Origin of the sequence: Paucibacter sp. DJ2R-2 (genome assembly GCF_025717675.1) — a bacterium.
Lineage (GTDB): Bacteria > Pseudomonadota > Gammaproteobacteria > Burkholderiales > Burkholderiaceae_C > Paucibacter_A.
Genome location: NZ_JAJIRT010000013.1, coordinates 19,662 through 34,419 on the forward strand (window position 1 = coordinate 19,662; position 14,758 = coordinate 34,419).

Consider the following 14,758-nt stretch of genomic DNA (forward strand, 5'->3'; position numbering starts at 1 on the left):
TTGGCGCCAGTAGCGATCGGTATGGGTGATACCTCCGAGTTCCCTGTCTTCGCTTGGCGGTGACTGATGTTTTGCTAATGGCACGACCAGTTCGTATTTCTACTTCGTGTATGTTCTGGCGGATTGATAAATGAGTCAATTGCTGCTTGCCTCGCTTGAAGTTCCGTATGCTTCCGAGTCTAAGTTTTTATCAAGCAGGTATGTTTGATTTAAAGATGATTGTATGTTGAAGATTTTTAGGGCTTCTGCTTGGCTGCAAGACCGCGGTGTGCCGCTGGTTCCGCGCCTTTTGTATATTTTCAATAGAATTGTTTTTTCCGTGGCATTGCCCCCGACGGTTCGGGTAGGAGAGCGCGTTCTATTTGGTTACAGCGGCTTGGGGATTGTGGTTCACGCTCGCTCAGTTATTGGGAATGATGTCAAAATTTCTCAGAATGTGACGATAGGCGGTCGATCCGGGTTTTGGGGTGTACCTGTTATTGAAGACGAGGTTGAGATCGGGGCCGGTGCCTGTGTGCTTGGACCCGTGAGAATCGGTCGCGGGGCGAAGATCGGTGCCAATGCAGTGGTGCTCTCCGACATTCCTCCTGGAAGCATTGCTGTTGGGGTGCCGGCGAAAGTCAGATCCCCGTCAAAAGAGAATTCATGATGTCGGGATCTGAGTGTTCAGTTCGAATTATGTTTTGGATGAGGGACTATTTGCCTGCATTCCGACCGGATGTCGCTGAGCTATTCGGGCGGGAATTACCTCGCCTTGGTGTCTGCTCTGATTTGGCTGGGCAGTTGGCAGACGGCGAAAGTAGTAGTGCAAACCAAGCTGCTTGGAAAGCCGGTGAGGTCTACGTATGCGGGCGTCAGCGCGGGGGTGTACTTGGTGATTTGCTGAGAACATTTTTTGATTTGCGGCTCTTTCTTTTCTTGAGGCCCGAACATTCAGTAATTCAGGTTCGGGATAAAATTAGAACTGGCTTGGTTGCGCTGCTCTGGGCTCGTTTCTCGCAGAGGAAATTGACATATTGGATGTCGTTCCCAATGGTCGAGGGCTATTGGGAGCGCTACATTCAAATTGGCGGGCGTCGCGGGCAAATTGTTCAGTGCCTGAATTGGGTACGTGCAAAACTCGCTGCGCAGGCCTACTACCGGTACCTGCTTCCGCGTGTGGATCACTTGTTCGTACAAAGCGACGCGATGCTCGCGATGATGTCCCGCCAAGGAATGCCTCGGGCTCGCATGACTGTCGTTCCCATGGGCGTGAGCATGTCGGTGTTCACTCAAGTGCAGAAGCCAGCGGAGCTACCCAAACAGTTGCATGGGCGAAAAGTTCTGGCTTATTTGGGAACCCTTGGAGTTTCTCGGAACTCAGACTTTTTGCTCCAGGTTCTCGCTTTGGTACGTGAGGCAGAGCCGAGTGCTTTGCTCTTGTTGGTCGGTGATGGGGCGAGCCCCGATGAACAAGCCTGGATTCGCGAGCGCATCGCAAGTTCTGGGTTGTCTGACCATGTGTCGTTGACAGGCTGGTTGCCCCAATCAGATGCATTGCCGTTTCTGAAATGTGCGGCAGTCGGTCTGTCTCCTGTGCCTCGCGGGCCTTTGTTTGACGTGTCTACGCCGACCAAGACTCTTGAGTATCTGGCGCTGGGTATCCCCTGTGTGTGCAATGACATCCCCGACCAAAAGTATGTGATTGAAGTCAGTGGCGGCGGGGTTTGTGTCCCGATGGAGGCGCGTTTGTTTGCAGATGCCTGCCTGCAGTTGCTGCGCGAGCCGGAAGCGGCGGCCTCTGCGGGCGCACGCGGGCGTGCCTGGGTGAAAGACAACCGTTCGTATGACGCGATCGCTGCCAACGTTGCCGCGGTGTACCGCCGTTTGCTGGCCGACAAACAGACTGCCAATTGAGTTCGGCTGTGGCCCTGTGACGGCCGGGCCGGCCTGCGAAAGATGATGAGGGAGTGAAACCATGTGCGGTGTGACGGGTCTGGTGTTCAAGACCGGCGGGTCGGTCCGAGCGGAAGCGGCCTTGCACGCCTTGCGCCGGCGTGGGCCGGATGCTTCGGGGGCGGTGCTCAGTGAGCTGGGGGCCAATTCGGTGTGGTTGGGCCACACGCGCCTGGCGATTCAGGATTTGACCGAAGCTGGCGCACAGCCCATGGTCAGCGTGGACCGTCGATGGCTGCTGACCTTCAATGGCGAGATTTACAACCATCAAGACTTGCGCGCTGAGTTGTCCCGCAGCTGGCGCGGTCACTCAGACACCGAGACGCTGGTCGAGGCGATCAGTCAGTGGGGTGTCGAGGCCACGGTGAAGCGCTTGAACGGCATCTTCGCCTTTGCGGTGCTGGACCAATTGAAGCGCGAGCTCTACCTGATTCGCGACCCCTTTGGCGTGAAACCGCTTTACTTTGCCCAGACGCCCAAAGGTTTTGGTTTTGCGTCGGAGATTCGCAGCCTGTGCGCGGTGACGGAGCAGCGCTTTGAGGTCGATGCAGAGTCCCTCGCCACATTCTTGAGCTTGCGCTTCGTTCCCTCTCCCAACACCTTGTTGGCCGGGGTGCAGCGGCTGCCGCCGGGGCATATTCATTGCGTGCCGGTGGACGGTGGCGCCACGTCGGTCACCCGCTACATCGAGCCCAGTTCAGCACGTTTTGCGGGCGGCCTGGAGGAGGCGGCAGCTGCCTATCAAGTGGGCGTTGCCCAAGCGGTCAAGCGACAGATGTTGTCTGATGTGCCGGTCGGCGTGTTGTTGTCGGGCGGTATTGACTCGGCCTTGGTCGCTGCGATGGCGGCCGATGCGGGCGTTCAGGCGCCGTGTTTTACCGTGGGCTACAAAGAGGACAGCGCGGACTGCGAAATTGGCGATGCCGCCCACACCGCCCAGGTTCTGGGGCTGCCCCATCACGTCGTGAAGTTGGACCATGAGGACCTGTGGCAGGCTTTTGAGCTTGCGGTCAGCGCCACGGAAGAGCCCTTGGTCACCACCTCCGCCTTGCCCATGTGGTACCTGTGCCAACGGGCCCGGGAGGATGTGACGGTGGTGCTGACGGGGCAGGGCAGCGATGAGTTGCTGGGAGGCTATCGTCGCTACCAGGGTGAGCTGGTGAGAGACATTCCGATGTTCAAGACGCTGGTCAGCGTCGCCCGCCCCTTGCTCGAACGCCTGCCCGGTGTGCCCGCTGCCGTGCTCCGGAGTGCCCAGTCTGCGGCGATCGCCCGGGTCAATGAACGCTTCGAAAGCGAGTACTGCGTGTTCAACGCAGCAGCGCGTGGGCGCTTGATCGGCAAGACCGGTTCGGGCCGGGCGCTGAGTTCGATTCAGACCTGGCTGGACTGGTCCGCTGCAGGGCGCCCCTTGAGTGCCGCTGAGCAAATGATGGCCATCGATGTGCGCATGGGCTTGGCCGACGACCTGCTCCTGTACGGCGACAAGGTCAGCATGGCGCACAGCCTGGAGGCGCGGGTGCCGCTGCTGGATACGGAACTGGTTCGCTTCGTGGAGTCCCTGCCTGCGGCTTTCAAGCTGGCGTTGGGCAAGACCAAGATCATCCACAAGCAAATGGCACAAAGCTATTTGCCCAAGGAGATTGTGAACCGCCCCAAGCGCGGTTTTCAGGTGCCGGTCGCAAGCATGCTTCGCCAGGAATGGAAGGACAGGTGCCATGCACTCCTGTTTCAAGACCCGGCCTTGGCGGGCCTGGGCTTTGAGCTGGGCGAAGTGGCGCGGCTATGGGATGAGCACCAGCGCGGCTTCCGCGACCGCAGCCGGGAGCTGTTTGCTTTGCTGGGCTTGGCCGTGTGGCGCCGGCAAATGGCCGATGTCATCGCCGCTTGAACTTGGCATGGCCGTCATTGAAGCGGGGCCTGGGCACTGTGCAGCATGTGCTGCATGTGTCGCCTGTGCAGGGCTCGCGCCTGCCAGGCTGTTGAATCTTGGACGATAGAAGATGAGCAAGCAACAGATCTGGATGCTGTCCACCGCTCCAGCCGGCAAGGGCGGGATCGCGACCGTCATTCGGCAGTACCAGCAAGCCGGGCTGTTCGACAACGGGGCCATGCGCTTGTTGGTCAGTCATCACGACCGCTCGAAGTGGGGCCGCGTGCTGCCGTTTTTGCGCGCGTGCTGGACTTTGTGGCCGGCGCTCTGCCTGGGCCGAGTGTCCTTGGTCCATGCGCACACCTCACATGGGGGCAGTTTTTGGCGCAAGCTGATCTTGCTCGCCCCGGCATTCCTTCTGCGCGTGCCCGTGGTCGTTCATCTGCATGGCAGTGACTTCGAATCGTTCCATGCCGATGGCAGCCGCTGGCGCCAAAGCTGCATTCGTTTCATGCTTCGCCGCTCCTTCCGTGTGCTCGCCTTGTCGACCGAATGGCGCCAATGGGTTTTGCGGGTGGAGCCGAATGCGCGGGTGGACGTCTTGTTCAATTCTTTGTCCTCAGCCACGGAGCAAGGCGCCGATGCGCCGGTTCTGGGCGCTGTGCCGACTGCACTGTTTCTCGGCCGAATCGGCGACCGCAAGGGCACCTTCGATCTGCTGCAGGCCTTCGCGCGAGTCTTGGAACGCCTGCCTGAGGCCCGGCTCGTGATCGGCGGCGACGGGGAGGTGGACAAGCTGCATGCCGAGGTGGCTCGGCTCGGATTGGCGGCCTCGGTTGAGTTCGCGGGTTGGGTGAATACCGAGCGCAAGGAGCAGCTGTTCCATCAGGCCTGGCTGTTCGCTCTGCCCTCCTACCACGAGGGCTTGCCCATGGCCATCTTGGAGGCCATGGCGAGGTCGCGGGCGGTCGTGTCGTGCCCGATTGGCGGTATTGCTGAGGCGGTGCAAGCGGAGCTCACCGGGCTTTTGCGCAGCCCTGGCGACATCCCCGGCCTGGCCCAGGCTTTGCTGACCATTCTGGGTGACCGGCAATGTGCGGAGCGCATGGGTGCCGAAGGCCGGAAGGCGTTTCTCGCCAAGTTCTCTCACCAAGCCAATCTGCCCAAATTGCTGGCCCTGTACAGGCAGGCAGGCCTGCGCGATGTGCCCGAACTCAGCGCCTCATCTGATCATTCGGCGTTGGCGGAATCCAAAGCATGAAGTTGCCCAGTGCCGAGCGTTTGCGTTGGCTGACGCGGCGCCTCAGCCGCATCAGTGCGGCGGAGATTCCCTATCGGGTGGGTGGCTTCGTGCGCACGGCTGCGCAGTCTCGAGGTTTCTGGGACGCGCGCCAGCCGCCGCCGCTGCTGGCCAAGCCGGGCTTTGGTGCTGCCTGGGCCTGGGCACCCGCCTTGAGCGAGGCCGATGGCCGCGAACTGGAGGCAGACGCCCAGACCTTGCTGGCGCGTGGCCCGCGCATTTTTGGCCTGGACCTTGATTTCAGCGCTGCCGCCCCGGACTGGAATGCCGACCCCAGAACCGGCCACCCGGTGCCTCTGGATTTCGGCCTGAGCATTGATTTCCGCCACATGGCCGGCGATATCGACATCAAGTTCTTGTGGGAACTGAACCGCCACCTCTGGTGGGTGCGCCTGGCACAGGCTTACGCGCACACGGGCCACAGCAAGTACCTGCATGCCCTGGGCCAACATCTGGCGCGTTGGCTTGAATCCTGCCCGTATCCCTTGGGGCCGAACTGGTCATCGCCGGTGGAGCAGGGCATTCGCTTGATCAATTGGAGTCTGGTCTGGCATCTGATTGGCGGCGCCAACTCCGCCTTGTTCGTGGGCAGTCGGGGCCAGGCATTGCGGCAGAACTGGTTGTGCAGCATCTACCAGCACATGCGCTTTGCCAGCGACAACTACTCCTTTCACTCCTCAGGGAACAACCATTTGCTGGGCGAAGCGGCGGGCGTCTTCGTTGCCGCGTGCACCTGGGACTGCTGGCCGGCAAGCCAAGCGCTGCGCAACTCGGCGCACGCAATCCTCGAGCGCGAGGCGCAGAAGCAGTTCAGTTCGGATGGCGCCAACTGGGAACAAGCCACGGGCTATCACGGCTTCGCCCTGCAGTTCGTGCTGGCGGCAGGCCTTGCAGGGCGGGCCGCTGGGCACGATTTTTCGGATGCGTATTGGCACCGTGTCGAGTCCGCCATGGTCTTTCTCGGTGCCCAGATGGATTGCCAGGGGGCCACGCCCGGTTTTGGCGATTCAGATGACGGCGAGGTCTTTCGCCTCGGCTACGGCAAGGGCACGCCTGACCAATGCTTGTTGGCTGTCGGAGCTACTTTGTTTCAGCGCGCAGACTTGCAAGCGAAGGCTTGCGCGGTGAACCCTGCCGCAGACAAGGCGGTGTCTTGGCTGACTCGGCAAGCCCCGCCGCCGACCGCTCCCGATCGACTGAGCGAGCTGCCACGACATTTTCCGGAAGGCGGGCTGATGCTGATGGGCTCAGACCTGCACCGAGGTGACGAGGTCCGCGTCAGCTTTGACTGCGGCCCCTTGGGCTGTCTGGGCATTGCAGGCCATGGCCATGCCGATGCCTTGTCGGTGTTGCTCAGCGTTGCTGGTGAAGCTTTGCTGCTGGACTCCGGCACCTATTGCTACAACTCAGCCCCACATTGGCGGAAGTTCTTCCGAGGCACGTCGGCACACAACACCTTGCGTGTGGATGGTGAAGACCAGTCCATCTACGGCGCCAGCTTTCTTTGGCTTCAAGACGTCAACACGCGCATTCATGCAGTCAGTGAAGATGGTGCCGTGATCCACGCCAGCCATGACGGCTACACCCGCTTGAAGGACCCTGTGCATCACCACCGCCGCGTCAGCTGGAATGCCGAGGCCGGCTGCCTGACGGTCGAAGACTGGTTGGAGTGCCAGCAGACCCATGGCGTGGAGCTGTTCTGGCATGGCACGCCGGACGGCCAGATGCATTGGGACGGCGCGGTGCAACGCGGCGCTCTCGTTGCATCAAAAAATCAATTGCAGCTGGAGCTTAGTGGCGCCGAACTCCAGGGTTGGGTGAGCTGCGGTGTCGAAACCGATCAGGAGTTGCAGGGCTGGGCGTCCCATGCTTTCTACGAAAAACGCCCCGCGCCGGTGCTCACGGTCGCTGCTCAGCTCAAGCCCGGTCAGATCTTGCGCACGGTCCTGAGGATTCGACCTCGATGAGGCTGCAACGATGTCGGTGCCTGTAGGTCAAGGTCCCTGAGTCCATTTGTCGCAGGCCGGCTTCACGACAAAGCGGGCCTGCGAGCCCCGTCACGGAGGCAGTTGCGTGGAGCGCTTGTCGAAGCTGATGACCTGATTGCCCAGAACCACGGCAATGCGGGTGCCTTGCTGACTGACTTGCAAGGGCGTGATCTTGCAGCCGTCGCGCAGAACGGTGAGGTGCGCCAGTTCGGTGCTTCGGGTCAAGGCGGTGAAGCGCGCATGAGCTTGGGCCGGCATGGGCGCTTCTGGCGGCACGTCCCAGGCCATGGTCTGCGCGAAGCTGGTGGCGGGGCCGTGGCGATCCAGGCAAACCGAAGCTGCGCCATTGCTGGCCTTGACGGTGCTCGCATCTGCGACAAAGGCATTGGGCGAGTGGAAATTCAGCTCCCATTGCCGGGCCTTGCTGCTGGTGGCCCAGTCGTAAATCAAGGTGACGCCGCTGGCGCGGTCCATCACCACGCTGCGGACAGCATTGCTGAGCTGAGGGGTCCAGGCGCCGGTGTTCATGTCGATGGTGCGGTAGGCCAAGGCGGCATCGCCTGTCACAGCCGAGAGCGAGCCTCTTGTCTCGTGGTAGATGATGTCACCACTGGCTTCCAGGCTGTGTGCCGGATTGGACGGCTTCGCGGAGCCAGCGACACTTTCGCTTTGACCAAAACCGCCGTCATAAGTCAGCGCATTCTTGTAGCGCGTGGCCCGCGTGACTGACTTGTGGTGCTGAGAGTTGTAGTAGGGGTAATAGCCGGCGCTGATCAACAAGGGCTTGCCCTGGGAGACGTAGACAACGGAGTTTTGGTCCGCATGCGAGTGGTTGAACGCACCAAAACGGCTGGAGCGGAAGAACAGGCTGGTGCGTGCGGACAGCTTGGCATCGACATGCAGGGCGGCCAGACCGGCATCGCGGGAAACCCAGCTGTTCTGCGTCGGCGGCAGGGCGGCAGGCATGGGTCGGTCATCAACTCCCAGTAGCAGCAGCTGCCAGATCACCGCGTCGTTGGGGTTGCTGACATTGCCCGGCTTCACTCTCCAATACCAAGCGTCCTGAGCATTGCGTGTCATTTGCGCATGCAGGCGGTAATAGCTGGCGGTGTAGTTGGCGTAGAGATCCTGGGTTTCGGTCTCGTCGCCCAAGGCACTGGGCTGCAACAGATTCGGCGCCGTGAACGCCATCATTTGTTCGCCGGACCTGCGCATGTACTCCAGCTGATAGAGGTCGAAACCGGTGATGGTCCGCACGGACGCTGCGTAGGGTATGGCCCCCACAGCTGCGTACCAGCCGTAGGCGATGCCATTGCCAAAGCTGCCGTCCACATCGCCCCAAATCCCCAGGGTGTAGCGGCTGAGATCCCAGGCCTTGACCAGCAAGCTTTGGGCCTCCGGGAAGCCGGGCAGCCCAGTTGCCAGCAGCAAGGCTTGGTTGACCCAACGAACGTTTTCAACGGCGTGCGAATCGTAGGGTTCTTTGTCGAGATAGCTAAGAGCGGCAGAGGCCTGGAGCAGGCGCGCGCGCAGCGCAGCTGTTACAAGCGTGCGCTCCGAGGCGCTGAGCTCTTGCCACAGCATGTCAATGCCTTGTGCCAGCGCCAGATAGACCTCGCGGTTCGTCTGATCGCTGTTGCTCTCACTGCTGAGCCCTGTGGCTGGCCAAGCCGCGAGATTGAGCAGGCGCAGTTTGCTGGCTGCGAGCATGGCGGCGTTGCCGTCCAAACGACCGATCAACGAGAGCCGTTCCATGAACTCGCGTTCTGTTCGGGCCGTTTGGCGCATGGTTCGCTCATTGACCACCGCGTTCAAACCGGACGCACTTTGGGATGACACAGGGGCAGCAGGCAAGGCCTGCGTGAGCGCAAATCTTGCGCCGGCGCGCAGCGTGTTCAGAACCGGTAGGTTTTCGCTGTTCTGAGCGACCTGCGCGATCTTGGCGTAGCTGCTGCCGCTGGGCAGCATCCTGGGTCGGGCCTTGTTGGTGGCCACGAGCGCGATGGCCTGGCCATCGGGAATGGTGGGCGCTGTCGTGGTTGTTGCCGCGGCGGATAGCGCCTTGCTCAAGGCATTGAGGGGCTCGGCGATAGCGAAACGCCGCCACTGGGTACTGACACGCGCTCCCTGTGTATTGGTGTAGCTGACCGCCCATTCATAGCTGCCCGGTGCCAAGACGGCGCCGAGTTGAAATCGGGGGCTGGTGATGTCGGATCGGTTGAGGAACACGGTGCCGCCACCGCGCTGCCGTATCACCAAAGTCCAGGGGGTTGTGAGTTGTCGGTTGCCTGCCTCGCCCCAGGAGAACAGCGGAGTGCTGCTCAGGCTAGCGCAATCGAGCGGTGAGATGCGCCGCATATGAGCTGGCGTTTGCTCCAACCAGTCGGCCGGCAGCGCTGTGCAGGCATCTCCGCTGGCGGGGATCAGACCGGCAGCCGGCGGGTCCACCTTCAACAGCTCTTGCTCCGGACTTCGAATCTGCGGCTGCTGGCAGGCCGCGAGCAACAGCATCAGCGAAAGCGAGGCGCTGGCGCGGCTCAGGGAAGACAAGCGGGTGGTTGGAGTGGCCATGATGGGTACTACCTAGCACTGAAGTGCGGCGGGCGATCGGCAACCGCCAAAGCGCGCCACTGCAGCAGCGGCGCGCGCCGAAGCATCAATTGTGCCGGCTGGCAGCGGATCTGGCTGTGCGCTAAGCCGGCATTAATCGCCGGAAAAGCGCTTTCTGTTCAGGGATCGCAGGGATTCTGGTCCTGGCAGCCGTCCCGGCCAGCCCTTGGCTCAGAGTCGTCAGCGACGACGCCATTCCTTCAGCAGCAGCCCGAAGAAAGCCATGTCATCAATGAAGTAGCGGCGAAACATGCGGCGCGGCTCCTGCAGGAAGCGATAGAACCACTCGAAACCTGTCTTCTGCATCCAGACGGGTGCGCGTTTGACCTTGCCGGCAACAACATCGAAAGTGCCGCCCACGCCCATGGCAAAAGGGATTTTCATTCGGGCCTGGTAGGCACCGAGGAACTGTTCCTTCTTTGGTGAACTGATGGCGACAAACAGCAGGTCTGCGCGAGCGGCTGCTATTTGGTCGACCACGGCGTTTTCCTCTCCGGCGGTCCAATAGCCATTGCGATAACCGGCGAACACGAGCTTGGGGAAACGCGCCTGGTAGAGCTGAAGCACGCGGGACACGATGTCTTCCTTGGCGCCGAGTAGATAGACGCGCCAGCCCTTTTCAGCCGCACGCGCCATCAGCGCTTCGAACAGATCGACACCGGCCACCCGCTCCTTCAAGGGCTTTCCCAGCAGACGTGAGGCCCAGACGACGGGCATGCCATCGGCATTGATGAGCGCGCACTCGTTGATGATCTGGCGCAGCTCGAGGTCGTGCTGGGCCTTGACCAATTTATCCACATTGACCACGACATGCTGGTGCGGCCGGCCGCTGGCGATGAAGCCTTCGATGGTCTGCAGTGTTTCTTCCATCGACAGGTTGTCGATGGTGCAGCCCATCATCTCGATGCGGGAGCGGTTCATGGGTGGGCAGCTTTCGGCAGTCAAATCAGGCGCGGAGGGCGGGAGCAGGCGGGCGATTCTAGGCGCCCGACATGAAAGTTCTGACCCGGTTGCAGAGTGTTTCTCCGGGCCCTCTTGTCTGGGCTCAGGCCCCGAGCCGGGTCGCAAGAATGTCGACGATGCGTTCAGCCGACTTGCCGTCCCACAGAGCCGGACGACGGCCGCGTTTGCCGCCGTTCTTCAGGGTGTCCAGCGCCAGGGGGATGATGACAGCGGGGTCGGTGCCGGCCAGGACATTGCTGCCCTCGTCCACGGTGATGGGGCGCTCGGTGTTCTCGCGCATGGTGATGCAGGGCACGCCCAGGGCGGTGGTTTCTTCCTGCAGGCCGCCGCTGTCGGTCAGCACCAGGGCTGCGTCTTTCCACAGGTGCAGGAAGGACATGTAGGCCTGCGGGCCCATCAGGGTGACATTGGCGCCCAGTTGCAGGCCGAACTTTTCGATGTTGGATCGGGTGCGCGGGTGTACCGGGAAGACCAGGGGGATCTCGGCCGAGACGGTGCGTAGCACGCTGGCAATGCGCTCCAGGGCTTCGGCGCTGTCGACATTGCTGGGGCGGTGCAGGGTGACCACACCGTAACGCGGATGCTGGCGCTTGTAGGCATCGCTTTCCAGAACCGAGGTGTCCTGGGTCTTGAGCTTCTCGGCCTGGAACAGGACGTTGTCCACCATCACATGGCCGACGTCGTAGACGGTGCTCATGTCCTTGCCTTCACGCTGCAGATGTTGGTAACCGCTGGGCTCGGTGACGAAGTACCAGTCGCTGATGGCGTCGGTGACCAGGCGGTTGATCTCCTCGGGCATGGACATATCGCCACTGCGCAGGCCGGCTTCGACGTGCGCAACCGGGATGCCGGCCTTCTTGGCGACGATGGAGCAGGCCAGGGTCGAGTTGACATCGCCGACGACCAGGCAGGCGGCCGGCTTCTCCGCGGCGCACAGGCTTTCATAGGCCAGCATGATCTTGCCGGTCTGGTCGGCGTGCGTGCCGCCACCGCAACCCAGGCGCACATCGGGCGTGGGGATGCCGAGCTCCTCGAAGAAGACATCATTCATGTCGCGGTCGTAGTGCTGGCCGGTGTGAATGATCTTCCAGGCCAGACGGCCGTCGGCCTGCAGCGCGCGCACGATGGGCGCGATCTTCATGAAATTGGGGCGGGCGCCGGCAATCAGGTGGATGCAGGGCAGGGCGGGGCTGGTGGTCATGGGGTGGCGTCTCGCTGGAGATGTGTGGCCAGACGGTCGTCGCCTCAAAGAGGCTTCGGGCATGGCAAGTGCGGGCGATTCTAGGGGCAGCTTGTGGCCGGACCGTGCGCGGCGCGGCCTTGCCTCGCCTCGAACTCCCCGACATGGGTGGTGATGGTGATTTTTGCCGCTGCTGTGCAAGGGCTGTTGCGGAACCGAGGGCGCTTGTCAGCGAGAATGCGCGCAGCAAACCGGGCACCCATTGCGGTGGAGGGCACGGTAGGGCCGAAGCGTGCAGCTTCGGCTGGGCCCCTGAACCAGGAGATTCTGTGAAAGTACTCGTCACCGGCGCGGCCGGCTTCATCGGCATGCATGTCAGCCAGATCCTTTTGGCGCGCGGCGACCAGGTGGTCGGCCTGGACAACCTCAACGACTACTACGACCCCCAGCTCAAGCACAACCGTCTGGCGCGCTTGACGCCCAAGCCCGGCTTCGAGTTCGTGCAGATGGATGTGGCGGACCGGCCCGGCATCGAAAAGCTGTTCAAGGACCACAAATTCGACCGTGTTGTCCACTTGGCCGCTCAGGCCGGGGTGCGCTACTCGATCGAGAACCCGCACGCCTATATCGACAGCAATATCGTCGGTTTCACCAACATCCTGGAAGGCTGCCGCCACAACGGGGTGCAGCATTTGGCCTATGCCTCCAGTTCGAGCGTCTACGGCGGCAACACCTTGATGCCCTTCTCGGAGCACCACAGCGTTGACCATCCGGTCAGCCTGTACGCCGCGACCAAGAAGGCCAATGAGCTGATGGCTCACACCTACAGCCATCTGTTCCGCCTGCCGACCACGGGCCTGCGTTTCTTCACCGTCTACGGCCCCTGGGGTCGGCCGGACATGGCCTTGTTCCTGTTCACCAAGGCCATCATCGAAGGCAAGCCCATCAATGTCTTCAACCACGGTCAGATGATCCGTGACTTCACCTATGTGGACGACATCGCCGAAGGCGTGGTGCGTGTGCTGGACCGCGCGGCCACACCCGAGCCCGGTTACGACTCGGACAAGAGCGACCCGGCGCACTCGAATGCGCCCTACCGCATCTTCAATATTGGCAACCATGCGCCGATCCAGCTGATGGCCTTCATCGAGGCGATCGAGAAGGCGGTGGGCCGCGAGGCGATCAAGAACTTCATGCCTCTGCAGGACGGCGATGTGCCGGCCACCCATGCCGACGTTGAAGAGCTGGCCGCCTGGACCCAGTTCCGCCCGGCCATGCCGGTGCCGGACGGGGTGACCAAGTTCGTCGCCTGGTACCGCGACTATTACAAGGTCTGATCCCAGGACCTGCCGGCCTGAGTGCCGAGCAGCGCCGCGCCGAGAACGCCAGCCCGCCCGCTTCACTGCCGGCGGGCTTTTTTCTGATCCCCCGCCAAACGGCTCATCAGACCTTCATATTCAGCGGTTAAAAACTGGCCTTGGCGCTACGCTCTGTTTGCGACGCTCTGCCTTGCTCTTACTGCACAAGAAAGCCACTGAATGAAAGTCACCGCCATCGGCACCGGTTATGTGGGTCTGGTCACGGGCGCTTGCCTGGCCGAGATGGGCAACCATGTGGTCTGCCTGGATGTGAATGCAGAAAAGATCCGCATCCTCAATGAGGGGCAGATCCCCATCCATGAGCCCGGGCTGCTGGAAATCGTGCGCCGCAATGTGGCGGCCGGCCGCCTGCAGTTCACCACCGATGTGGATCAGGCCGTCAACCACGGCACCATCATGTTCATCGGCGTGGGAACCCCGCCCGATGAAGACGGCTCGGCCGACCTGCAGTATGTGTTGGCGGCGGCTCGCTCGATCGGCCAGCGCATGACCGATTACAAGGTCATCGTCGACAAGAGCACGGTGCCGGTGGGCACGGCCGACCGGGTGCGAGCGGCCGTGGCGGAAGAGTTGGCCAAGCGCGGTTCGACGCTCAACTTCTCGGTCGTCTCCAACCCAGAATTCCTCAAGGAGGGCGCGGCGGTCGAGGACTTCATGAAGCCCGACCGCATCATCGTCGGCTCGGACGACGAGCAGGCCACGCTCTTCATGCGTGCGCTGTACTCGCCCTTCACGCGCAACCACGATCGCATGATCGTCATGGACCTGCGCAGCGCCGAGTTCACCAAGTACGCCGCCAATGCCATGCTGGCCACCCGCATCAGCTTCATGAATGAGCTTGCGCTGCTGGCCGAGCGAGTCGGTGCTGACATCGAGTTGGTGCGCCGCGGCATCGGCTCGGATCCGCGCATCGGCTACAGCTTTCTCTATGCCGGCGCCGGCTATGGCGGTTCCTGCTTTCCCAAGGATGTCAAAGCCTTGATCCGCGCTGCCGAAGGCGAGGGTATCCCGCTGCGTGTGCTAACGGCGGTCGAGGAGGCCAACGAACGCCAGAAGCTCTTGCTGGTGGACAAGGTGGTGGAGCGCTTTGGCGGCGATCTGGCGGGCCGACATTTCGCGCTCTGGGGCCTGGCTTTCAAGCCCAATACTGACGATATGCGCGAGGCACCGGCCCTGGTGATCGTGCAGGAGTTGTTGAAGCGCGGCGCCACATTGGCTGCCTACGACCCGGTCGCCATGCCCGAAGCTCAGCGTTTGCTGGGCCATCTGGACGGCCTGCGTTTCTGCGACAGCGCCGAGGCTGCCCTGGGCGACGCCGACGCCCTGCTCCTGGTGACCGAGTGGAAGGAATTCCGTACGCCTGATTTCGACGGCATCAAGAGCGCGCTGAAACAGCCCGTGGTCTTCGATGGTCGCAACCAGTGGGAGCCCGCCTTGATGCAGGCCATGGGTCTGGAGCATCACGGCATTGGCCGGGGCGGCCAGTCCATGCGCTGAAGGTGCGTTGCACGGCCTGAAGCGCTTGCGGGT

The 14,758-nt window shown here is 62.0% G+C and carries 10 protein-coding genes; 7 read left to right on the forward strand and 3 right to left on the reverse strand.

What is annotated here, in order from left to right:
• The first annotated feature begins 223 nt into the window (after nt 1-223).
• The 5 genes from LNV28_RS22440 to LNV28_RS22460 all read left to right on the forward strand — a co-directional run bounded on the left by LNV28_RS22440 (nt 224) and on the right by LNV28_RS22460 (nt 7,075).
• A complete protein-coding gene (locus LNV28_RS22440; protein ID WP_263520000.1) occupies nt 224-649 on the forward strand; it encodes a serine O-acetyltransferase in 426 nt (141 codons plus the stop codon).
• Entirely contained in the window at nt 646-1,896 is a 1,251-nt protein-coding gene (locus LNV28_RS22445; protein WP_263519999.1) for a glycosyltransferase, read from the forward strand. Before LNV28_RS22440 ends, LNV28_RS22445 begins: the two co-directional genes overlap by 4 nt.
• 61 nt (nt 1,897-1,957) lie before the next feature.
• The gene (gene asnB, locus LNV28_RS22450; protein ID WP_263519998.1) at nt 1,958-3,826 is read left to right on the forward strand and encodes an asparagine synthase (glutamine-hydrolyzing); all 1,869 of its coding nucleotides are present in this window, start codon (nt 1,958-1,960) and stop codon (nt 3,824-3,826) included.
• A gap of 112 nt (nt 3,827-3,938) precedes the next feature.
• On the forward strand, nt 3,939-5,069 hold the full coding sequence (locus tag LNV28_RS22455; RefSeq protein ID WP_263519997.1) for a glycosyltransferase family 4 protein: 1,131 nt from the start codon (nt 3,939-3,941) through the stop codon (nt 5,067-5,069).
• Nucleotides 5,066-7,075 (forward strand): alginate lyase family protein, encoded by a 2,010-nt coding sequence (locus LNV28_RS22460; protein ID WP_263519996.1) that lies wholly within the window; start codon nt 5,066-5,068, stop codon nt 7,073-7,075. Before LNV28_RS22455 ends, LNV28_RS22460 begins: the two co-directional genes overlap by 4 nt.
• 90 nt (nt 7,076-7,165) lie before the next feature.
• On the opposite strand, the gene LNV28_RS22465 is transcribed toward LNV28_RS22460, so the two are convergent.
• The 3 genes from LNV28_RS22465 to wecB form a co-directional block, all read right to left on the reverse strand.
• A complete protein-coding gene (locus tag LNV28_RS22465) occupies nt 7,166-9,667 on the reverse strand; it encodes a heparinase II/III domain-containing protein (RefSeq protein ID WP_263519995.1) in 2,502 nt (833 codons plus the stop codon).
• Between the two features lie 219 nt (nt 9,668-9,886).
• Nucleotides 9,887-10,603: a WecB/TagA/CpsF family glycosyltransferase gene (locus LNV28_RS22470; protein WP_318013892.1), complete on the reverse strand. Its 717-nt coding sequence runs from the start codon at nt 10,601-10,603 to the stop codon at nt 9,887-9,889.
• A 148-nt stretch (nt 10,604-10,751) separates the two neighbouring features.
• Nucleotides 10,752-11,870, reverse strand: a complete 1,119-nt coding sequence (gene wecB / locus LNV28_RS22475; protein ID WP_263519993.1) for a non-hydrolyzing UDP-N-acetylglucosamine 2-epimerase — start codon at nt 11,868-11,870, stop codon at nt 10,752-10,754.
• 308 nt (nt 11,871-12,178) lie between these two features.
• Between wecB and LNV28_RS22480 the strand changes: the two genes are divergently transcribed.
• Nucleotides 12,179-13,186 (forward strand): NAD-dependent epimerase, encoded by a 1,008-nt coding sequence (locus LNV28_RS22480; RefSeq protein ID WP_263519992.1) that lies wholly within the window; start codon nt 12,179-12,181, stop codon nt 13,184-13,186.
• Between the two features lie 201 nt (nt 13,187-13,387).
• On the forward strand, nt 13,388-14,725 hold the full coding sequence (locus LNV28_RS22485; RefSeq protein ID WP_263519991.1) for a UDP-glucose dehydrogenase family protein: 1,338 nt from the start codon (nt 13,388-13,390) through the stop codon (nt 14,723-14,725).
• Nucleotides 14,726-14,758 lie beyond the last annotated feature (33 nt).